20 protein-coding genes and 1 riboswitch are annotated in these 20,561 nt (G+C 73.4%); of the genes, 12 read left to right on the top strand and 8 right to left on the bottom strand.

Features of this window, described 5'->3' with window-relative positions:
- Nucleotides 1–165: 165 nt before the first annotated feature.
- Nucleotides 166–1,233 (bottom strand): AraC family transcriptional regulator, encoded by a 1,068-nt coding sequence (locus ACIPYQ_RS02990; protein WP_401245540.1) that lies wholly within the window; start codon nt 1,231–1,233, stop codon nt 166–168.
- A gap of 138 nt (nt 1,234–1,371) precedes the next feature.
- On the opposite strand from ACIPYQ_RS02990, the gene ACIPYQ_RS02985 reads away from it, so the two are divergent.
- From ACIPYQ_RS02985 to ACIPYQ_RS02975, 3 genes are all read left to right on the top strand, one after another.
- Nucleotides 1,372–2,370 carry an N-acetylmuramoyl-L-alanine amidase gene (locus ACIPYQ_RS02985; protein ID WP_401245538.1) on the top strand — a complete coding sequence of 333 codons (999 nt, stop codon included), beginning with the start codon at nt 1,372–1,374 and terminating at the stop codon, nt 2,368–2,370.
- A gap of 150 nt (nt 2,371–2,520) precedes the next feature.
- On the top strand, nt 2,521–3,345 hold the full coding sequence (locus ACIPYQ_RS02980; protein WP_361768822.1) for a hypothetical protein: 825 nt from the start codon (nt 2,521–2,523) through the stop codon (nt 3,343–3,345).
- 118 nt (nt 3,346–3,463) lie between these two features.
- The gene (locus ACIPYQ_RS02975) at nt 3,464–4,474 is read left to right on the top strand and encodes an LLM class F420-dependent oxidoreductase (protein WP_401245536.1); all 1,011 of its coding nucleotides are present in this window, start codon (nt 3,464–3,466) and stop codon (nt 4,472–4,474) included.
- A gap of 105 nt (nt 4,475–4,579) precedes the next feature.
- On the opposite strand, the gene ACIPYQ_RS02970 is transcribed toward ACIPYQ_RS02975, so the two are convergent.
- A complete protein-coding gene (locus tag ACIPYQ_RS02970) occupies nt 4,580–4,978 on the bottom strand; it encodes a hypothetical protein (RefSeq protein ID WP_401245534.1) in 399 nt (132 codons plus the stop codon).
- A 49-nt stretch (nt 4,979–5,027) separates the two neighbouring features.
- Nucleotides 5,028–5,606 carry a hypothetical protein gene (locus ACIPYQ_RS02965; protein ID WP_361769829.1) on the bottom strand — a complete coding sequence of 193 codons (579 nt, stop codon included), beginning with the start codon at nt 5,604–5,606 and terminating at the stop codon, nt 5,028–5,030.
- Between the two features lie 178 nt (nt 5,607–5,784).
- On the opposite strand from ACIPYQ_RS02965, the gene ACIPYQ_RS02960 reads away from it, so the two are divergent.
- Nucleotides 5,785–6,087: a hypothetical protein gene (locus ACIPYQ_RS02960; RefSeq protein WP_361769819.1), complete on the top strand. Its 303-nt coding sequence runs from the start codon at nt 5,785–5,787 to the stop codon at nt 6,085–6,087.
- 13 nt (nt 6,088–6,100) lie between these two features.
- Here ACIPYQ_RS02960 and ACIPYQ_RS02955 read toward each other — a convergent pair whose 3' ends face one another.
- The 3 genes from ACIPYQ_RS02955 to ACIPYQ_RS02945 all read right to left on the bottom strand — a co-directional run bounded on the left by ACIPYQ_RS02955 (nt 6,101) and on the right by ACIPYQ_RS02945 (nt 9,303).
- Complete coding sequence (locus ACIPYQ_RS02955) at nt 6,101–7,183, bottom strand: prenyltransferase (RefSeq protein WP_401245532.1); 1,083 nt, start codon at nt 7,181–7,183, stop codon at nt 6,101–6,103.
- Nucleotides 7,180–7,914 (bottom strand): class I SAM-dependent methyltransferase, encoded by a 735-nt coding sequence (locus ACIPYQ_RS02950; protein WP_030722916.1) that lies wholly within the window; start codon nt 7,912–7,914, stop codon nt 7,180–7,182. Before ACIPYQ_RS02950 ends, ACIPYQ_RS02955 begins: the two co-directional genes overlap by 4 nt.
- 75 nt (nt 7,915–7,989) lie before the next feature.
- On the bottom strand, nt 7,990–9,303 hold the full coding sequence (locus ACIPYQ_RS02945) for a glycosyltransferase family 4 protein (RefSeq protein WP_401245530.1): 1,314 nt from the start codon (nt 9,301–9,303) through the stop codon (nt 7,990–7,992).
- 218 nt (nt 9,304–9,521) lie between these two features.
- Between ACIPYQ_RS02945 and ACIPYQ_RS02940 the strand changes: the two genes are divergently transcribed.
- Both ACIPYQ_RS02940 and ACIPYQ_RS02935 read left to right on the top strand, forming a co-directional pair.
- Complete coding sequence (locus ACIPYQ_RS02940) at nt 9,522–10,145, top strand: TetR family transcriptional regulator (protein WP_030722921.1); 624 nt, start codon at nt 9,522–9,524, stop codon at nt 10,143–10,145.
- A gap of 80 nt (nt 10,146–10,225) precedes the next feature.
- Nucleotides 10,226–10,600, top strand: coding sequence for a VOC family protein (locus ACIPYQ_RS02935; protein WP_401245528.1), 375 nt, complete (start codon nt 10,226–10,228; stop codon nt 10,598–10,600).
- Between the two features lie 268 nt (nt 10,601–10,868).
- On the opposite strand, the gene ACIPYQ_RS02930 is transcribed toward ACIPYQ_RS02935, so the two are convergent.
- Both ACIPYQ_RS02930 and ACIPYQ_RS02925 read right to left on the bottom strand, forming a co-directional pair.
- Nucleotides 10,869–11,102, bottom strand: coding sequence for a ferredoxin (locus ACIPYQ_RS02930; protein WP_319723360.1), 234 nt, complete (start codon nt 11,100–11,102; stop codon nt 10,869–10,871).
- The gene (locus ACIPYQ_RS02925; RefSeq protein ID WP_362234227.1) at nt 11,102–12,565 is read right to left on the bottom strand and encodes an aldehyde dehydrogenase; all 1,464 of its coding nucleotides are present in this window, start codon (nt 12,563–12,565) and stop codon (nt 11,102–11,104) included. Before ACIPYQ_RS02925 ends, ACIPYQ_RS02930 begins: the two co-directional genes overlap by 1 nt.
- A gap of 180 nt (nt 12,566–12,745) precedes the next feature.
- On the opposite strand from ACIPYQ_RS02925, the gene ACIPYQ_RS02920 reads away from it, so the two are divergent.
- The 6 genes from ACIPYQ_RS02920 (at nt 12,746) to ACIPYQ_RS02895 (ending at nt 20,390) form a co-directional block, all read left to right on the top strand.
- Nucleotides 12,746–13,795, top strand: coding sequence for an MBL fold metallo-hydrolase (locus ACIPYQ_RS02920; protein ID WP_361769809.1), 1,050 nt, complete (start codon nt 12,746–12,748; stop codon nt 13,793–13,795).
- A 120-nt stretch (nt 13,796–13,915) separates the two neighbouring features.
- Nucleotides 13,916–13,995, top strand: a riboswitch (cobalamin riboswitch).
- Between the two features lie 129 nt (nt 13,996–14,124).
- The gene (locus ACIPYQ_RS02915) at nt 14,125–15,390 is read left to right on the top strand and encodes a prenyltransferase/squalene oxidase repeat-containing protein (protein ID WP_401245525.1); all 1,266 of its coding nucleotides are present in this window, start codon (nt 14,125–14,127) and stop codon (nt 15,388–15,390) included.
- Nucleotides 15,390–16,055, top strand: a complete 666-nt coding sequence (locus tag ACIPYQ_RS02910) for an SCO2322 family protein (RefSeq protein ID WP_401245523.1) — start codon at nt 15,390–15,392, stop codon at nt 16,053–16,055. The genes ACIPYQ_RS02915 and ACIPYQ_RS02910 overlap by 1 nt, the downstream gene beginning before the upstream one ends.
- A gap of 392 nt (nt 16,056–16,447) precedes the next feature.
- Nucleotides 16,448–17,590: an energy-coupling factor transporter transmembrane component T gene (locus ACIPYQ_RS02905; protein ID WP_401246098.1), complete on the top strand. Its 1,143-nt coding sequence runs from the start codon at nt 16,448–16,450 to the stop codon at nt 17,588–17,590.
- Nucleotides 17,587–19,503, top strand: coding sequence for an ABC transporter ATP-binding protein (locus tag ACIPYQ_RS02900; RefSeq protein ID WP_401245521.1), 1,917 nt, complete (start codon nt 17,587–17,589; stop codon nt 19,501–19,503). Before ACIPYQ_RS02905 ends, ACIPYQ_RS02900 begins: the two co-directional genes overlap by 4 nt.
- Nucleotides 19,500–20,390 carry an ECF transporter S component gene (locus tag ACIPYQ_RS02895; RefSeq protein WP_401245519.1) on the top strand — a complete coding sequence of 297 codons (891 nt, stop codon included), beginning with the start codon at nt 19,500–19,502 and terminating at the stop codon, nt 20,388–20,390. Before ACIPYQ_RS02900 ends, ACIPYQ_RS02895 begins: the two co-directional genes overlap by 4 nt.
- Nucleotides 20,391–20,561: the final 171 nt, after the last annotated feature.

The following is a 20,561-nucleotide window of genomic DNA, read 5'->3' as shown; positions in this document are numbered from 1 at the left end:
CGTTTGCTGATGTGACATCTGAGCTGGAAACAGCCGCTTTCAGCTGCCCCGAGGCATCTCCCCGGGCACCTGTGGATGCGGCCGGCAGGAGATGCGTCACGTGCACGGTCGGCGTGTGGTCCGGGCCGACAGGACCTCAGCATGGCCCTGCCGCAAGAGGTGCAGCTATCCGCTTCCGGCGGGGCGCGGGCGCGTTTCGGGATAGCGCGGAGCCCCGCCGCTCTGCAGTCGCCCGGCTCGCCGGACACTGCGCAACGTCTGCGCAGGGGTTTCCCCGTAGGCTTTGCGATAGTGTCCGGCGAATCGGCCCAAATGGGTGAAACCCCAGTGCAGGGCCACATCGGTGACGGTCTTCGACGCGTGGCCGTCGGCGAGCGCGAGCAGATCGCGGCGCGCGAGGTCCAGCCGCACGGTGCGCAGGTAGGCCAGCGGTGTGGTGCCCATGTGCGTGCGGAAGCCCTCCCTCAGGCTCCGCACGCCGACCCGGGCGGCCTGCGCCATGTCGGCCACCGAGATGGGCTCGTCGGCGCGTTCGGCGCAGAAGACGGCGGCGCGGCGTACGGCGCCGGGCAGGGCGGTGCAGTCGCGGCCGGCCACCGATTCGCTGAGCAGGTGGGGCTGCGCGTCCAGCAGACCGTCGACGAGGAGCTTCTCGAAGTGGCCCAGCGCCAGCGGCGACCGGGCGGCGAGGGCGGAGTCGGCGAATTCGGCGAAGTGCCGCACCACGCCCAGCCACGCCTTCACGGGGTCCGCCCGATCGTCGAAGACCGGAACGAAGTCCACGGGCTTCTGCGGCAGGTCGCCGAGCCGAACGGCAAGGGCGTGGTCGATGTTCTGGCGCGGGATGATCAGAGTCCGGTTGACGCTGTCGTGACTCCAGCGCATGGCCAGTTTCTGTCCCGGTCCCGCGATGCTGAGCGGGGAGGAGAGCGGCTTTCCGTTCACGCTCACGGCGCCGCCACCCGCGAGCGGGACGTGGACGTTGTAGAAGTCCAGCGGCGCTTCGGGCGTGACGTCCACTTCCGAGCCGTATCCCAGCTCGTACATCGCGACCGTCCCCGCGTGGAGGCACCTGAGACGACCGTCGAGCGGATGATCGTCGAGCACCGATAACCGATGCGGTGCGAACCGCACGCGTATCAGGTCGCTGAGCTCCTCGACGTCCTTCCCCCGGAACAGGAGCCCCCGGCCCCCGGTCCCTGCCTCCGCACCGACTGTGCTGATTTCGGACATGAACACAACCCCCCGGTAACTTGAAGGTGAACGGGAAGCTACCGGCCGGGGGAGGAAGCGGCCGCTCATATAAGCGCACCACGCCCCCGGATGGCCCAGTTCCGGCCGGGCGGCAGCGGGGCGGTCTAGCATCGCCGCGTGCGCAAAGACGACAGTTACCCGCCCCCCGAGTCCGGTTCCTCGGTCAGTCCGGACCGGCCCTGGTTCACCCGACGCTCCACGCTCGTCGTCGGAGTCGCCGCGCTCGCCCCGGCCTGTCTGGCGGGCTGGGTGCTGACCCAGGTGCTGTCCGGATCCGAGCCCGACGGGCAGCAGCCCCGGTCGCTGCCCGCCTCGCACTCGTCCCTGTCGCCGGGCGGGCGGGACGCGAAGCCCGGCTCCACCCCGAGCGGCAGCCCGAGCGGCAGCCCGAGTACGGACGCGAGCTCGCCCGCGGCCGCCCCCGTACCCGCGCCCGCCAAGGGCCGGCTCGCGGGCAAGACCGTGGTCGTCGACCCAGGCCACAACACGGGCAACTTCAAGCACACCGACGAGATCGACCAGCAGGTCGACATCGGTACGGGTCACAAGGAGTGCGACACCACCGGCACCACCACCAACTCCGGTTACATGGAGGCGGAGTTCACCTACGACGTGTCCCTGCGGCTGCGGGCGGCCCTGGAGGCCCAGGGCGCGAAGGTGGTCCTGACCCACCAGCAGGACCGCCCGTGGGGCCCGTGCATCACCGAGCGGGCCCGCATCGGCAACGAGGCGAACGCCGACGCCGTCGTGTCCGTCCACGCCGACGGGGTCTCCGCGGGCAGCCGCGGCTTCCACGTGATCCTGCCGGCCAAGGTGAAGGGCGGCGCCGCGGACACCGCGAAGATCGTCGGACCCTCCCGCGAGCTCGGCGAGCGGATCGCCGGGAACTTCGCCCGCACCACCGGATCGGCCCCCGCCAACTACCTCGGCAGCGGTACCGGTTTGGTCGTTCGTGACGACCTCGGCGGACTGAACCTGTCAACTCGGCCCAAGGTGTTCATCGAATGCGGCAACATGCGTGATGCCAAGGACGCGGCGCAGCTGACGAGTCCGGAGTGGCGGCAGAAGGCGGCGCAGGGCATCGCGGACGGCATCGTCGGCTTCCTCGGCGGGTAGTCCCTCGCGGCAGTCCGATCGGGACTGCTCGCCGCCCCGATCATCTCGGCCGCGGGGAACCTCCGTACCATGGTGCCGCCCGCCCTGTGCAGGCGCGATCTGCGACCGCGGCACCACGAGACGACCGAGACCGAGAAGGACACCTAAGACGTGAACATCCGCTCCCTCACTCGAGGCGACGGCGTGGTGATCGGAGCAGCGGCGCTGCTGTTCATCGCCTCGTTCCTCGATTTCTACTCCACCACGGGTGGCGACCTGCCGAGCGCGTGGGACACCGACGCCTACCGCCTCGTGCTCCCCAGCGTCTTTTTGCTCGGCTTCATCGCCGCCGGCCTGCTCATCGCGGGCCGCTTCCAGCCGGAGACCCGCAAGGTCCTGGGCCTGCCGCTGGCGGCGTGGGGCACCGTGCTCGCCGTCTCGGCCGCCTGGTCGGCGCTGTGGGCGCTGATCACCTGCCCGAGCCAGCTCGACCTGGGCGCCGGCGCCGTCCTCGCCTTCCTCGCCACCCTGGCGCTGGCCGGCGTGGCCGTGGCCGGTGCGAAGATCCCGGCCCTCGCGGGCCAGCTGGTGCCGGAGCCGAAGCCGGCCGCCGTCCCGCCGTACGCGGGCCAGCCGGGCCAGCCGGGCCAGCCCCAGCCGGGCGCCGGGTACGGCTACCCGGGCGGGCAGCAGCCCTACGGTTCCACCCCGCAGCCGGTCCCGCCGTACGGCGGCACCCCGACGCCGGCCCCGCAGGAGGCCCACCAGCCGGCTGCGACGCCCGCTCCGGCGGCCGACTTCACGCCGTTCTGGTTCGCCGTTCCGGTGGCCCGCCCCCTCTTCGCCGAGGACGGCACCCCCACCCCGATCGCCGAACTCGCCCCGGGCACCTGGTACCTGGCCGTCGAGCAGCGCGGTCCGGCCACCCTGGTCGCGCAGACCCAGGACGGCCGCCGCGGCATCCTGAACGACACCTCGGGCATCCAGCGCGGCTGAGTCCCGCTCCCGCGCACACGACGGCCCCCCGCCCTTCCGGGCGGGGGGCCGTTGCCCTACAGTCACCTGACGCATCGTCAGATACGGATACGGCTGTCGGCACCGCGGAGGGACGTACATGCGCCTCGGACTCGCACTCGGCTACTGGGGCCGAGGCCCCCAGCCCGCCCACCTCGACCTCGCCACCGAGGCCGAGCGCCTCGGCTACGACTCGGTGTGGACCGCCGAGGCCTGGGGCTCGGACGCCTTCACCCCGCTGACCTGGATCGCCGCGCACACCTCGCGGATCCGGCTCGGCACGGCCATCGCGCAGATGGCCGCCCGCACCCCGACCGCCACCGCCATGCACGCCCTCACCCTGGACCACCTCTCCGGCGGCCGGATGATGCTGGGCCTCGGCCTGTCCGGCCCGCAGGTGGTCGAGGGCTGGTACGGCCGCCCCTTCCCCTCCTCACCGCTCACCGCGACCCGCGAGTACGTCGACGTCATCCGCCAGGTGCTGCGCCGCGAGGGCCCGGTCGCACTGGACGGCCGCTTCCACAGCCATCCGTACCGCGGCGGGGACGGCACCGGCATCGGCAAGCCCCTGAAACCCATCACCCACCCGCTCCGCGCCGACCTGCCGCTCCTGCTGGGCGCCGAGGGACCGAAGAACATCGCCCAGACCACGCGGATCGCGGACGGCTGGCTGCCCCTGTACTGGTCGCCGACCCGCACCGACGTCTACCGGGCCTCCCTCACCGACCTCCCCGAGGGCTTCATGATCGCGCCGATGGCCCGCGCGAAGGTCTGCGACGACGTCGCGGAGGGGCTGCTCCCGGTCAAGGCGATGCTCGGCTTCTACATCGGCGGCATGGGCCACGCGGCCCGCAACTTCCACGCCGACCTGATGGCCCGGATGGGCTACGAGGAGGAGGCCCGCCGCATCCAGGACCTGTTCCTCGCCGGCCGCAAGGAGGAGGCCGTCCTGGCCGTCCCGGACGCCTTCGCCGACGAGATCTCCCTGATCGGCCCGCGCGAGCGGATCGCCGAACGCCTGGAACTGTGGCGCAAGGGCCCGGTCACCGACCTCCTCGTAACGGCCCCGGACCCGCACACCCTGCGCGTCCTGGCGGAGCTCAACGGCTAGTACTTTCCGCGGCACCTACCTCACGTTCGTCGGCCTGGCGCAACAAGCGTTGGAGGTGAGGGACGAACAGGGGTGAACCCTCTCCGGCTTCAGGCGCCGGGCCGGCTAGGTCCGGTCCGGGCCGTCCGCCTGCGGGACGGCCTCCAGCAGTTCGCGCAGGTCGAGTGGCATGACGGCGATCTCGATGGTCCCGCCGTCCTCGTAGGTGCAGGTGACGATCCGCGAGCCGGGGTTGATGACGATGCCCTCCTTGATGGAGGGGACCCGCACGCCGGTGGCGCGCCCGCCGGGCAGCGGTACGGGCTCACCGCGCTCCGGGACCCAGCGGGCCGCGCCCCCGTCGGCGTACACCCGCCCGGCCCGCCAGCGCCCTTCGCCGGCGGGCCGGCGGGCCATCCCGGGGATCCCGGGCACGGGGGCGGTGGCGGTCCGCGCGAGGTGCTTGCGCCGCAACAGCCACGCGGCCCCGGCGGCCCCGGCGGCGAGGAACACGTACTCGATCATCCGCCCATTGAAACAGGCCGGAACCGGCCGCCGGGCCGGGCGTGCGGGCTCAGCCGCCGCTCAGCTGGGACGTGCTGGGCACCTTGTCGACGACCTCGGCGCCCGCGCTCTTGCCCGCCTCCTTGACGCCGTTGATGACGTCGTCGAAGGAGTTGATGTCGGCGTCACCGGCCTCGCCCTTGCGCAGTTTGCTGCCGAGGCCCTTGAGGGACGCGATGCCCGCCGTCAGCGGCGCCATCGCCTTCGACAGCAGCGGGTCGCCCTTGGCGTTGTCGGCCGCCGCCTTCAGCCGGTTGTACGCGAACGCACCCGCGAGTCCCGCCTTGATGAGCGCGAACGTACGGCCCTTCGCGCCCTTCTTGAACTTGCCCGCGCGGTACGGCTTGATGATCCACTGGTACGTCGCCCCGGCCGCGAGCCCGGCGTTGGCGACGAAGCGCGTCTTGGCGAACTTCTGCTTCTCGGCGCTCGTGGTGGGCGAGGGCTCCGCCGCTGCGGCCAGCTCGTCGGCCTCGACGGCGGACGGCTCCGCGGCCGACAGCGCGGCCAGCTCCCCCATGGAGGCGGCCGAGAGCTCCTCCTGCCGGCTGCCGGCGCCGTCGCTGCCGCAGGCGGTGGCGCCGACCATCAGCGCGGTGGACAGGACCACCGCCGTGACGGCGCGTCGGAATCGGACGGTCGTGGGTACGGACACGGTTTCCTCCGGGGACTGAGGTGTCCCCCGCAGCCTCACCCCGGTCCCCCGGGCCCGCCACTCGCGGGACCCGTTCGGGTTTGCCGTCCGCCGGCGCGGCAACACGCGGAACATGCCCACACACACCCGAGCAAGCGCACGCGGAAGCAGTCAGGCCGGCCGGGCCGTCGCACTGGTGGCGGACGTACTGGCCTTCGTCATCGCCCTGTGGATCCTGATGTACCTGCTGGACGCCAACCGCGGCAACGAGCTCGTGGAGTTCGTCCACGACACCGCGAGCTGGCTGGCCGGCTGGTCCTACGACCTGTTCACCTTCAGCAAGGAATGGGTCCAGGTCGTCTTCGGCTACGGCGTGGCCGCCGTGGTCTACCTCCTCGTCGGCCACACCGTCGCCGGCCGGCTCTACCGGCGCTGACGCCGGCCCCGGCTCAGCCGCAGCAGTCCGGCTCCAGTCCGGCCGGGAGGGAGGTCCCGCCGAACACCTCGGTGGTGGCCTCGTCCCCGCCCAGCGCCGCCACGGCGAGCAGCAGCGACCCTGCCGTCCAGGTGGTCTGCTCCACGGGCCAGACGGCCTCGTCCTGGAAGACGTAGCCCGTCCAGTACATGCCGTTGTCGGCGCGCAGGTGGGTGATCGAGCGCAGGATCTCCAGGGCCCGGTCGGACTCCCCCGTCGCCCACAGCGCGAGCGCCAGCTCGCAGGACTCGCCGCCCGTCACCCACGGGTTGGGCAGGACGCAGCGCACGCCGAGGTCCGGGACCACGAACTCGTCCCAGCGCTCCTCGATGCGGGCCCTGGCCTCGTCGCCGGTCAGGGCGCCGCCGAGGACCGGGTAGTACCAGTCCATCGAGTAGTGGTTCTTGTCGAGGAACCGCTCGGGGTGGCGCCGGATCGCGTGCCGCAGGGCGCCCGCGGCGAGCTCCCAGTCGGGCTGCGGCTCCTCGCGGTGCTCGGCGATGGCCAGGGCGCAGCGCAGGGCCTGGTGGATGGAGGAGGAGCCGGTGAGGAGGGCGTCGGTGACGGCGGTGCCGTCGGCCTCCCGCTTCCAGCCGATCTCGCCGCCCGGCTGCTGGAGCGTCAGGACGCACTCCACGGCCGCGTAGACGGCCGGCCACATCCGGTCGAGGAAGGTGTCGTCGCCGGTGGACAGGTAGTGGTGCCAGACGCCGACGGCTATGTAGGCGGTGAAGTTGCTCTCGCGGCTCGGGTCCTGCGGCTCGGCGGTGTCCACGCCGTCGGGCCGGTCGGCGTAGGCCGCGTACCAGGATCCGTCCTGGTTCTGGTGCCGCGCCAGCCACGCGTACGCCCGCTCGGCGGCCTCGTGCTCACCGGCCGCGTCCAGCGCCATCGCGGCCTCGGTGTGGTCCCACGGGTCGAGGTGGTGTCCGCGGAACCACGGGATGGCCCCGTCCGCGCGCTGGGCGGCGAGGATGCCCGCCACCGTCGCGGCGGCCTCCTCGGCGGTCAGTACGCCGTCCAGGACCAGGTGTTCGGTGCGCCCGGGCGAGCTCACTGGGTCGCGCCGACGGGGAGGTGGGGCTTGGTCGCGTACGCCACGAAGCTCTTGCCGATGAGCGGGTTCAGGGCCTGCTCGGCGAGCCGGGTGGCCAGCGGCTTCTTCATGATGTCCCAGACCAGGAGCTTGTGGTACGCCTTGACGGGCAGCGCCTTGTCGTTGTCGACGCCGAAGGCGCACTTGAGCCACCAGTACGGGGAGTGCAGCCCGTGCGCGTGGTGCGTGCCGTACGGCTTGAGGCCCGCGGCCCGCATCTTGCCGAGCAGCTCGTCCGCCTTGTAGATGCGGATGTGGCCGCCCTCGACCTCGTGGTAGGCGTCGGAGAGCGCCCAGCAGATCTTCTCGGGGCCGTAGCGCGGGACGGTTATGGCGATGCGCCCGCCGGGCTTGAGGACGCGCACCATCTCGGCGAGCACGCCCTTGTCGTCGTGGATGTGCTCCATGACCTCGGAGATGATCACGACGTCGAAGGAGTCGTCGGGGAAGGGCAGGGCGAGGGCGTCGCCCTCCATGGCGGTGGCGGTGGCCCCGGCCGGGGCCTCGCCGGCCTCCTTCATGGCGGCGAACCACTTGGCGACCTCGCGGATCTCCTCGCCGTTGCGGTCGACGGCGACCACCTGGGCGCCTCTCCGGTAGCACTCGAAGGCGTGCCGGCCTGCGCCGCAGCCCAGATCGAGTACGCGGTCGCCTGCGGCGAGCGGGAACCGGGAGAAATCGACGGTCAGCACGGGGTCCTGCCTTCGCGGTCGCGGGGGTGTGGGGCGGGGGTGTGGATGAGGCGGAGGGTCACCGGGCGCGGCAGGTCACCGCGTGCGGCGGGTACGGGCGGCCTGCTCGATGGCGGCGCGGTAGTGCGCGACGGTGCCTTCGGCGGCCTTGGCCCAGGTGAAGCGGGTCAGGACCCGTTCGCGCCCGGCGGCGCCGAGGCGGGCCCGCAGCTGCGGGTCGCCCAGCATCCGGCCCAGCGCGGCGGCCAGTGCGCCCGCGTCGCCCGGTGGCACCGCGAGGCAGGTCTCCCCATCGGGTCCGGCGACCTCGGGGATCGCACCGCCGGTGGTGGCGACGAGCGGGGTGCCGGTGGCCATGGCCTCGGCCGCCGGGAGCGAGAAGCCCTCGTAGAGGGAGGGGACGCAGGCGATCTGGGCGCTGCGGACGAGGTCGACGAGTTCGGCGTCGGTGATGCCCTTGACGAAGCGGACGGCGTCCTGGAGCCCGTACGTCTCGATGGCGCGGGCGACCGGCCCCTGCTCGGCGCGCTTGCCGACGACGACGAGGTGGGCCTCGGGCTGCTCGGTGCGCAGCTTCGCGAGGGCTTCGACGAGGTAGACGAGCCCCTTGAGGGGGACGTCGGCGCTGGAGGTGGTGACGATGCGGCCGGGGACCTCGGCGACGGAGGCGTCCGGCGACCACAGGTCGGTGTCGGCGCCGATGTGCACGACGTGGATGCGCTCGTCCCGGACGCCCAGGTGCTGGGCGATCTCCTGCTGGGAGGATCCGGAGACGGTGAGGACGGACGGGAGCCTGCGGGCCACGCGGCCCTGCATGCGGGTGAAGGCGTACCAGCGGCGTACGGAGGCCCGCTTCACGCGGCCCTGCGCGGCGTCGAGGTCGAGCTTGCGGTCGACGGTGATGGGGTGGTGGATCGTCGTGACCAGCGGGGCGCCGAGGTCGCCGAGGAGGCCGTAGCCGAGGGTCTGGTTGTCGTGGATGACGTCGAAGTCCCCCGCGCGCGCGGCCAGGTGGCGGCGGGCGCGCAGCGAGAAGGTCAGCGGCTCGGGGAAGCCGCCGGTCCACATGGTGGCCACCTCGACGGCGTCGATCCAGTCCCGGTACTCCTCGCGCTTGGGCGTGCGGAAGGGGTCGGGGCTGCGGTACAGGTCCAGGCTCGGGAGCTCGGTGAGCGAGGCGCCCGTGTCGAGCACCGGGTAGGGCTGCGCGCCGATGACTTCGACGGAGTGCCCCAGCTGTACGAGCTCGCGCGAGAGGTGGCGGACGTAGACGCCCTGGCCGCCGCAGAACGGGTTCCCCTTATAGGTGAGGAGTGCGATGCGCAGCGGGCGGTCGCCGTCGGTGGCGGAACCCGCGAAAGGGCTCGTCACCATGGCCTCAGCGGTCACTCTCGGCCCCCTTCTCCCTGCAACTTTCGCCGGAGCGTAACCGCTCGGATAATGTAGAACAAGTTTCAGACTTGATCCGTCGAAGAGCATTGAATCTACCGGCCGGAAACTACACCGTAAGAGGCGGAGCAGGTGATTCGCGCCACGACTGCGGCGCCTGCCATGCTGACTGCGGACCAGCCCGGAATCAGCCCGCGCAACGACACGGAACGGGACACATGACAGCGGAAGTGAAGGCCGTCACCACACCGGCGTCGCCTCCCCTGACGGAGCGCCAGGAGGCCCGCCGCCGCCGGATCCTGCACGCCAGCGCGCAGTTGGCCAGCCGGGGCGGTTTCGACGCCGTCCAGATGCGCGAGGTCGCGGAGGCGGCCGGCGTGGCGCTGGGCACGCTCTACCGCTACTTCCCGTCCAAGGTGCACCTGCTGGTCGCCACCATGCAGGACCAGCTCCAGCACATGCACACCACGCTGCGCAAGCGCCCGCCGGCCGGGGACGACCCGGCGGCCCGGGTCGCGGAGACCCTGATGCGGGCCTTCCGCGCGCTGCAGCGGGAGCCGCAGCTCGCGGACGCGATGGTGCGGGCGCTGACCTTCGCCGACCGGAGCGTGAGCCCCGAGGTGGACACGGTGTCCCGGCTGACCACGGCGATCATCCTGGACGCGATGGGCCTGGAGGGCCCGCCGACCGCGGAGCAGCTCTCGGCGGTCCGGGTCATCGAGCACACCTGGCACTCGGCGCTGATCACGTGGCTTTCAGGCCGCGCCTCGATCGCCCAGGTCAAGATCGACATCGAGACGGTGTGCCGTCTGATCGACCTGACGGCCCCGGAAAAGGCCTGAAGCAGCCGCTGGGCCGCGCCCGGCCCGTCCCTGCCTTTTTCGGTGGACAGCGGCCGGACGCGTGATCGATAGTCCGCCGCATGGCTTCTCTCGTGCGACACCTCACCATCGACTGCTCCGACGCCTACCGCCTCGGGCAGTTCTGGGCCGCCGTCCTGGACGGCTCGCTCGCCGACGACGACTTCCCCGGGGACCCCGAGGCATCGGTCAGTGCGCCCGGCTCGAACCTGCTCTTCGTGACGGTTCCGGATGCCAAGACCGTGAAGAACCGGATGCACGTGGACCTCCAGCCGCAGGACCGGACGCGCGACGAGGAGGTCGAACGCGTCCTCGCCCTGGGCGCCACCCTCGTCGGCGACCACCGGCGGGCCGACGGGAGCGGCTGGGTGACCCTCGCCGACCCCGAGGGGAACGAGTTCTGCGTCGAGCGGAGCGCCGCAGAAAGGGCGAAGTAGGCCGCGCGACGGACACCGGGACAGGAGTACGCGACGGAGGGCTTGTGAGGCAAAGGCCACGAGGAGCGGCCGGGCAACCAGATTCGGACGGCGGCATTTCATGGCCGCGACCTTTCTGATCGATTGCCTTACTGGCGCTCGTTTCCAGTCAACGACGCCCCCGGGCGATGTCGATCGGGGCCGGAACCACCGGCTCCGGCAAGGGTTCCGCGTCGTCGAAGTGGCGCCCGGCAGCGCCACTTCGACGACGTGACACCTTCTGCTCCCCCTACTCCTCCGGCGGGAAGACGGGTTCGCCCGTGGCGGCCAGGGTGATCAGGATGGCCTCCACCGGGCAGCCCTCCGCCGCCGTGAGGATCGGTTCGTTCGCGTCCGACTGCGCGGTGCGGGGGTGGGACTGGCGCGCCGAGTCCAGGACGAAGCCGTCCGGGGCGTGGTTCACGCACATGCCCGAGCCGATGCAGACCCCCCGGTCCACCTCGACCTGCCAGCGGTCACCCATCAGGCACCCGCCTCGTAGCCTGCCGGGAGGTGGATCATCTTGTGCTCCAGGTACTCGCTCAGCCCCTCCGGGCCGAACTCGCGGCCCACACCGCTGTTCTTGTAGCCGCCGAACGGGCCGAGCATGTCCAGGCTGAAGGTGTTGACGTTGAAGGTTCCGGTGCGGATCCGCCGCCCGAAGTCGATGCCGTGCTCGACGTCGCCGGTCCAGACGCTGCCGCTCAGGCCGAACTCCGAGTCGTTGGCCACCCGTACCGCCTCCGCCTCGTCCCCGTACGGGATCAGGCAGACGACCGGACCGAAGATCTCCTCGCGCGCGATCCGCATGGAGTTGTCCACGTCCCCGAAGAGGGTGGGCTCCACGTACCAGCCGCGGTCCAGGCCCGCCGGACGGCCGCCGCCCGACAGGACCTTCGCGCCCTCCTCCTGGCCGATCCGGATGTAGTCCAGGGAGCGCTGCTGCTGCCGCTGGGCCACGAGCGGGCCGAGCTGCGTCGCCGGGTCGAGCGGGTCGCCGACGACCAGCGCACCGGCCGCCGCCGCGAGGGCCTCGGCCACCTCCTCGTACCGGCTGCGCGGGGCGAGGATCCGGGTCTGGGCCACGCACGCCTGGCCGTTGTTCATCCAGGCCGCGGGCACGATCCCGGCGACGGCCGTGTCGAGGTCCGCGTCGGGGAGGATCACGGCGGCGGACTTGCCGCCGAGTTCGAGGGTGACGCGGGTCAGGTTGCGCGCGGCGACCTCCATCACGCGCTTGCCCGCGGCGACCGAGCCGGTGAAGGCGACCTTGTCGATGCCGGGGTGGCCGACCAGGTACTCGCTGACCTCGCGGTCGGCGGGCAGGATCGACAGCACGCCCTCGGGGAGTCCGGCCTCCCGCGCGATGTCGGCCAGGATGTAGGAGTCCAGCGGCGCCTCGGGGGACGGCTTGAGGATCACGGTCGAGCCGGTCAGCAGGGCGGGGGCCAGCTTGGCCGCCGCCACGAACTGCGGGACGTTCCACGGGATGACGGCGGCGACCACGCCCACCGGCTCCCGGCGCACCAGGATCGGCCCGAGCACGCCCTGGCGGTGCTCCTCGTACGGGTAGGCGCGCGCGACGGTGATCGCGGCGTCGTAGACCATCATCGGGCCGAGCGCCTGGGCGAGGACGCTCCAGGAGTACGGGGACCCGTTCTGGGAGCTGATCGAGCGGGCTATCTCCTCGTGCCGGACGGCGATGGCGTCCTTGATCCGGGTGACGACGGCGATGCGCTCGTCGAGCGTCATCCGCGGCCAGGGCCCCTCGTCGAACGCCTTGCGCGCGGCGGCGACGGCACGGTCCACGTCCCTCTTCGAGGCGTGCGGGACGGAGCCGATGACCTGCTCGGTGTGGGGGGAGACGATCCGGATCGTGTCGGTGCCCAGCGGATCCGTCCACTCCCCGCCGATGAACAGTTGTCCGTGTTCCACGAGCTCGGTCATGGCTGAGGCCTCCTGCGGCTTGGCGTTCCAGAACTGATACCAGTTCTAGTTCGAGGAGTCCACGGCCAGGACGGAACAGCAGAGAAGATCCAACGACTAGTCAGAAGGGCGTGAAAGTGGTCGACTTGGGCTACTACTGAAACACGTTCTCGTCAGAGGGCGGCGACGGGCGGAGGGCTCATGCCGGAGGACACGTCACAGGTCACCGATCACGGCGGAGGCGTGTGGGGAATCAAGGTGCCCATCCCCGACAACCCCCTCGGGCACACCCTCGTCCACGTCCTCGACACCGACCGCGGCCCGGTCCTCGTCGACACCGGCTGGGACGACCCCGAGTCCTGGGACACCCTCGTCGCCGGCCTCGCCGCACTCGGCATCGCCGTCGCCGACGTCCACGGCGTGGTCATCACCCACCACCACCCCGACCACCACGGGCTCTCCGGCCGGGTCCGCGAGGCGTCCGGCGCCTGGATCGCCATGCACGCCGCCGACACCGAGGTCGTCGTCCGCACCCGCGCCTCCGAGCCCGGCGTCTGGTTCGACTACATGAGCGCGAAACTCGCCGCCGCAGGAGCCCCCGAGGAGCACATCGCCCCGCTGCGTGCCGCCCGCGCGAGCGGCCGCATGCGGACCCTGCCCGGGCTGCGCGCCGCCGTCCCCGACCGGGAGATCGTCCCCGCCGAACTCCTCCCCCTCGCCGGGCGCCGGCTGCGCGCGATCTGGACCCCCGGCCACACCCCCGGCCACGTCTGCCTGCACCTGGAGGAGGCCCATCCGGCGAACCTGCCCGGCAACGGCCGCCTCTTCTCCGGGGACCACCTGCTGCCCGGGATCTCCCCGCACATCGGCCTGTACGAGGCCCCGGAGGACACCCGGGTCACCGACCCCCTCGGCGACTACCTCGACTCCCTCGAACGCATCGGCCGGCTGGCGCCCGCCGAGGTGCTCCCGGCCCACCAGCACGCCTTCACCGACGCACCCGCCCGCGTACGGGAACTGCTGGACCACCACGAGGAACGGCTGTCCGGGCTGTGGACCCTGCTCGCCGAACCGCTGACCCCGTGGGCGCTGGCGGAGCGCATGGAGTGGAACCGGCCCTGGGAGCAGATCCCGTACGGCTCCCGCAACATCGCCGTCTCGGAAGCGGAAGCCCACCTGCGGCGCCTGGTCAAGCAGGGCCGCGCGGAGGCCGTCCCGGGCACCGACCCGGTGACGTACCGGGCCGTGTGAGGACGCGGCGCGGCAGGTGAGGGGCCGGGGCGCGGCAGGTAAGGGCCGGAGCCCCCGGCGCCCCGGAGCCGGCAGGCTACGGGCCGGTAGAGTGAAGCCGTCGTCCACACTTCCGTACGGGGGGAAGCCGGTGCGAATCCGGCGCTGACCCGCAACCGTGACCCACTCCGGCACCGACCGGACGGGGAGCCGGAATGCCCCGTACCGGAAGTGCGCGGCTCGCGCCGCCGGATCCTCCGGCGGCCGGCACCGTCGAGGTAAACGGAGCCGGAGCCCGGTGCCAGTGCGTGCCCGCCTCCGGTTCCCCAGCAGGAGAGGCACCCTCCCCCATGAACGTCCGTCGCAGCGCAGCCGCGCTCGCCGCCTCCGCCGTGCTCTGCGTGGGTGTCGCCCCCGCAGCCCTCGCCGACACCGCGCCGCCCGCCTCTCCCTCCGCACCCCCGGTCATCCCCTCCGGGCTCTACGGCAAGGAGGACCCCATGTACGACGGCGTGTGGCGGCAGTCCTTCGCGCTGCTCGCCCAGGACACCGTGGGCGTCAAGCCCGCCGCGCAGGCCGTGCACTGGCTGGCCGGCCAGCAGTGCGCGAACGGCTCCTTCCCCGCCTTCCGCGCGGACACCGCCAAGGACTGCGACGCGACCGCGTACATCGACTCCAACGCGACGGCCGCCGCCGTACAGGCCCTGACCGCGGTCGGCGGCCACGGTGAGAGCGTCAAGAAGGCCGTCGCCTGGCTGAAGTCCGTACAGAACGAGGACGGCGGCTGGAGCTCCAACCCCGGCGGCGCCATGGACGGCGGCACCGACGCCAACTCGACCGCCCTCGTGATCAGCGCCCTGACCGCGGCCGGCGAGAAGCCCGCCGAGACCAAGTCGAAGGCGGGCAAGACCCCCTACGACGCGCTGCTCTCCTTCCAGCTGGGCTGCGCCGCCGAGCCGGCCACCGACCGGGGCGCCTTCGCGTTCCAGCCGGTCGGCGGCAAGCTGCTCGCGAACGGCGACGCCACGGCCGCGGCCGCACTGGCCGGCCTCGGCAAGGGCTCGGCCGTCGTCCCGTCCGGTACGGACACCCCCGCCGCGCCGCTGACCTGCCCGCCGGCGGGCACCGCCGACCCGGCGGCAGCGGCCCAGGGCGCGGCCGGCTACCTGGCCGAGGCCCTCAAGAAGGACGGCCACCTGACGGCCGTGACCCCGGGCTCCGACCAGCCGACCCCGGACACCGGCAACACCGCCGACGCGGTGATCGCCCTGGCCGCGGCCGGGCACAAGCAGTCGGCGGCGGGCGCGCTGGAGTGGCTCAAGGCCAACTCCGCCGAGTGGTCCAAGGGCAAGCCGGCCGCCCTCGGCACCCTGATCCTCGCCGCGCACGCCACGGGCACCGACCCGAAGTCCTTCGGCGGCACCGACCTCGTCGCCGCACTGAACGCGACGGGCCCCGCCCCGCAGGGCGCGGACACGGACGCGACGGCCGTGGAGAACGGGAAGGACGAGTCCTCCGGCGGCCAGAACCTCTGGTGGATCATCGGCGCGGGCGGCGCGGCCGGCGTCGGCATCGGCATCCTGCTGAGCGGCCGCCGGAAGAAGAACCAGCTCTGATGCGCCGCCGCCGTCCCGCTCTCGCCCTGGTTCTCTCCCTCGGGATCGTCCTGGCCGTGCTGGCCGCCGCTCCCGCGATGGCGGCGGGCTACCGCTACTGGTCGTTCTGGGACGGCTCGGGCGGCGGCCAGTGGTCGTACGCCACACAGGGCCCCTCGATGGCCCGCCCGGCGGACGGCTCCGTCCAGGGCTTCCGCTTCTCGGTGAGCAAGGACGCGGCGGCCGAGGCGGCCCGGCCGCGCGCCGCGGCCGACTTCGAGGCCGTCTGCGGGGCCACCGCACCGGCGGAGGGCCGCAAGCGGGTGGCGCTCGTCATCGACTTCGGCGTCCCCGCGGACGCCCCGGCGGGCGAGGCCCCGCCCCAGGAAGCCCCGCGCACGGCCTGCGCCCAGGTCCCCCCGGAGGCCACGGCGGCCGAGGCGCTGGCGGCGGTCGCGAAGCCGCTGCGCTACAACAGCGCGGCCCTGCTGTGCGCGATCTCGGGCTACCCGAGGCAGGGCTGCGGCGAACCGATGGCGGACACCCCGGCGCCGGGCGCGTCGGCGGCACCCGCCGCCGGGGCCCCGGACGACGGCGGCCCGTCGGCGGGCCTCCTGGCGGGCATCGCCGCCGTGGCCGCCCTCGCCGCAGCCGGCATCTGGCAGTCCCGCCGCCGCACCCGATGACGAACCCGACGCCGCCGGACCGGGCCGAGCCGGACCTGCCGGGCGCAGCCGCTGCGGCCCAGCCGGGCACGCCGGGCGAAGCCGAGGCGGGCGCGGCAGGCCCGGCCGACCCGGTCGAGCCTCGCAAGACCGGCCTGGCCCCACAGCGCGCGCCGCGCCCGTGCGCGGCGGGCGCAGCCGGGTCGTCGGCCGGACTCGGTGCGGTTCTGCCGGGCGGCGGTGGGCGGGCGGCGACGGCTGCCGACGGCACTCAGGCACCCACCGGCCCCGAGGCCATCCGCAGCCGGAGTGCGAACCGCACGGTTGGTGCGGGTGGGTACGCGGGCCGACCGCAGGTCAGGCGCACCCCCACCGGAGCCGCACGTGACGACGTGACCCCGGCCCGGCGGAGCCTGCCCGCGGCGCAGGGTCCGCCGCGCTGGTCGACGTACAAGAAAAGATGGCAGGCCCCGCTCGCCGGCCGGGCCACCGCCCTGCACGCCGGGGCCTGGTGGCTCTGGGCCCTCGGGCTCGCCACCGCCGCCTCCCGCACCACCAACCCGCTGCTCCTCGGACTGATCGTCGGCGTCGCCGGGTACGTGGTGGCGGCCCGCCGCACGGACGCCCCCTGGGCGCGTTCCTACGGGGCCTTCCTCAAGCTCGGCCTCGTCGTCATCGGCCTGCGCCTGCTCTTCTCCATGCTCCTCGGCTCCCCCGTCCCCGGCGCGCACACCCTCTTCACGCTCCCGGAGATCCCGCTGCCCGCCTGGGCGCAGGGCATCCGGTTCGGCGGGAAGGTCACCGCCGAGCAGCTCGTCTTCGCCTTCTACGACGGCGCGAAGCTGGCCGCCCTCCTCGTCTGCGTGGGCGCCGCGAACGCCCTCGCGAACCCGGCGCGGCTGCTGAAGTCCCTGCCGGCCGCCCTGTACGAGGCCGGGGTCGCCGTCGTCGTCGCCATGACCTTCGCGCCGAACATGGTCGCCGACGTGGTCCGGCTGCGGACCGCCCGCCGGCTGCGCGGCCGCCCCACCGGCGGGGTGAAGGCCATCCTCCAGATCGGCCTGCCGGTCCTGGAGGGCGCCCTGGAGCGTTCCGTCGCCATCGCCGCGTCGATGGACGCGCGCGGCTACGGCCGCACGGCGAGGGTCCCTCCGGCCGTCCGGCACACCACCAACGTCCTCACCCTCGGCGGCCTCCTCGGCATCTGCGCCGGCACGTACGGGCTGCTGGCCGCGCAGGGCGCCGCGTACGGGCTCCCCGTGCTCGGCATCGGCGCGATCCTGGCCCTCGCGGGCCTGCACCTCGGCGGGCGCCGGTCGGTGCGGACCCGCTACCGGCCCGACCGCTGGGGGCCGCGCGCCTGGCTGGTGGCCGGTTCGGGCGCGGCCGTCGCCGTGCTCCTCATCCGCGCGGGCACCGTCGACCCCGCCGCGCTGCACCCGGGCGTGGTCCCGCTGGTGGCGCCCACGCTGCCGCTGTGGCCGGCGGCGGCGATCCTGATCGGCCTGCTGCCCGCGTTCGTGGCACCCGTACCGCCCAAGGAGGCGTCGCTGTGATCCGCTTCGAGCAGGTGTCGGTCACCTACGAGGGCGCGGCCGGGCCCTCCCTCCAGGGCGTCGACCTGGTGATCCCGGAAGGCGAGCTGACCCTGCTGGTCGGCCCGTCGGGGGTCGGCAAGTCCACCCTGCTCGGGGCCGTCTCGGGGCTCGTCCCGCATTTCACCGGGGGCACGCTCCGGGGCCGGGTCACGGTCGCGGGCCGGGACACGCGCACGCACAAGCCGCGCGAGCTCGCGGACGTGGTGGGCACGGTCGGCCAGGATCCGCTCGCGCACTTCGTCACGGACGTGGTGGAGGACGAGCTCGCCTACGGAATGGAGTCCCTGGGCCTGCCACCTGCGGTGATGCGCCGCCGGGTGGAGGAGACCCTGGACCTCCTCGGCCTGAACGAACTCCGCGACCGGCCCATCGCCACGCTCTCCGGCGGCCAGCAGCAGCGGGTCGCGATCGGCTCGGTCCTGACCCCGCACCCGAGGGTCCTCGTCCTGGACGAACCCACTTCGGCCCTCGACCCGGCGGCGGCGGAGGAGGTCCTGGCGGTCCTCCAGCGCCTGGTCCACGACCTCGGCACCACCGTGCTGATGGCGGAGCACCGGCTGGAGCGGGTGGTCCAGTACGCCGACCAGGTGCTGCTCCTGCCGTCCCCCGGGGCGGCGCCCGTCCTGGGGCCCCCGGCGGAGATCATGGCCGTCTCCCCGGTCCACCCGCCGGTGGTCTCCCTGGGCCGCCTCGCGGGCTGGTCCCCGCTCCCCCTCTCGATCCGCGACGCCCGCCGCCTGGCCCCGCCCCTCCTGACCCGCCTGTCGGCTCCCGCCGGGGCCGCAGCACACCCCGCGTCCGCTCTGCCCGAGCCCAGCGCTCCCGCCGTCTCCCAGGGCTCCGCCCCGGACCCCGCGCCTCAAACGCCGGCGAGGCTGGATATGCGCCCCGCGCACCCCAGCCCCCTGGCCGAACAGCACCGCCCGACTCCAGCACTGCACCGTCCAACCTCGCCCCACCACCCAGCCTCGCCGCACCATCCAGCCCCTCCGGCGTTTGAGGAGCGGGGTCTGGGGCGGAGCCCCAGCAGCAGCGCGGCCGGGCTGCTTGCGCGGCTGCTGCGCCGGGGCGCGCCAGGCCCGACCCCCGCCCCCACCCCGACAGGGGGCCCGGCCCAGGTCCGCAACCTCGGCCTACGCCGCAACCGCAAGGACGTGCTCCGCGACATCGACCTCACCGTGGCGCCCGGCGAGACCATCGCCCTCATGGGCCGCAACGGCGCCGGCAAGTCCACCCTCCTCGCCACCCTCGTCGGCACGCTCGCCCCCACCACCGGCGAGGTGACCGTCGGCGGCCGCACCCCCCACCGCACGCCCCCGCCCGAGATGGTGCGCCGCGTCGGCCTCGTCCCGCAGGAGCCCCGCGACCTCCTCTACGCCGACACCGTCGCCGCCGAGTGCACCGCCGCCGACTCCGAGGCCGCCGCGGCCCCCGGCACCTGCCGCGCCCTGGTCTCCGCGCTGCTTCCGGACGTCCCCGACGACATCCACCCCCGGGACCTCTCGGAGGGCCAGCGCCTGGCCCTGGCCCTGGCGCTGGTCCTCACCGGCCGCCCGGCCCTGCTGCTCCTCGACGAGCCCACCCGCGGCCTGGACTACGCCGCCAAGGTCCGGCTGATCGAGATCCTCCGCGGCCTGGCCGCCGACGGCCACGCCATCGTCCTCGCCACGCACGACGTGGAGCTCGCCGCCGAGCTGGCCCACCGCGTGGTGATCCTGGCCGGCGGTGAGGTCGTCGCGGACGGCCCGACCGCCGAGGTCGTCGTCTCCTCGCCCGCCTTCGCGCCGCAGGTGGCGAAGATCCTGGCCCCGGGGCACTGGCTCACGGTGGGCCAGGTCGCCGCGGCCCTCGACGGGGCGGAGTCTCAGTGACCCGCCCAGCCCGTTCCACCCGCCCCAATCGCCCTGCCCGCCCCGTCCGTATCGGCCCCCGGGCCGCCGCCGCCCTGGTCCTCGTCACCCTCATCGGCATCGCGGCCTTCGGCTGGCCGCTCCTCGCCGACCGGCAGTCGGGCCTCGCCCACTCCCAGGACGCCCCCTGGCTCTTCGCCGCGCTCCTGCCCCTCCTCGTGGCCGTGGTCGTCGCGACCATCGCCGACAACGGCATGGACGCCAAGGCGGTGGCGATGCTCGGGGTGCTCGCCGCGGTCGGGGCTGCGCTGAGACCGCTGGGCGCGGGCACGGCCGGACTGGAGCCCATGTTCTTCCTGATGGTGCTCAGCGGCCGCGTCCTCGGTCCCGGCTTCGGTTTCGTCCTGGGCTCGGTGACGATGTTCGCCTCCGCCCTGCTGACGGGCGGGGTCGGGCCGTGGATGCCGTTCCAGATGCTGGCCATGGGCTGGTTCTCGCTGGGGGCCGGGCTGCTGCCGGGCCCGGAGAAGCTACGCGGCCGGGCGGAGCTGCTGATGCTGGCGGCGTACGGCTTCCTGGGCTCGTTCGCGTACGGCACGGTCATGAATCTGCAGGGGTGGGTGATCCTGCAGGGCATGGGGCAGGGCATCTCCTTCCACCCGGGGGAGCCGGTCGCCGCGAACCTGGCGCGCTTCGTCGCGTACTGCCTGGCGACCTCGGTGGGCTGGGACCTGGGCCGGGCGGCGCTGACCGTCGTCCTGACGCTCACGCTGGGGGCCACGCTGCTGAAGGCGCTGCGGCGGGCGACGCGCAAAGCCGCCTTCGACGCACCCGTCTCCTTCGACTCGGGGGCCGTCACCGGCCGCGAGCCTGCCCTCGAAAAGGGTACGAACAGTGGCGGAGGGTGAGATTCCGGGCCCTCGGCGGTGAGGCGCCCCACAGGACCCAGGTCACATACGAATCGGGATAGTCGACCGTAGAGGGCCCGCTCCGACCCCCCTCACACCTGCCCCCACGTGCACGGACGTTGATCGCGGCGGAGGGGTGCCGTTCCGCCCCGGCTGCGAGGCCGGCTAGTA

The organism is Streptomyces sp. NPDC090045, assembly GCF_044747975.1.
GTDB lineage: Bacteria > Actinomycetota > Actinomycetes > Streptomycetales > Streptomycetaceae > Streptomyces.
This window is presented reverse-complemented; position numbering and strand designations above follow the sequence as displayed.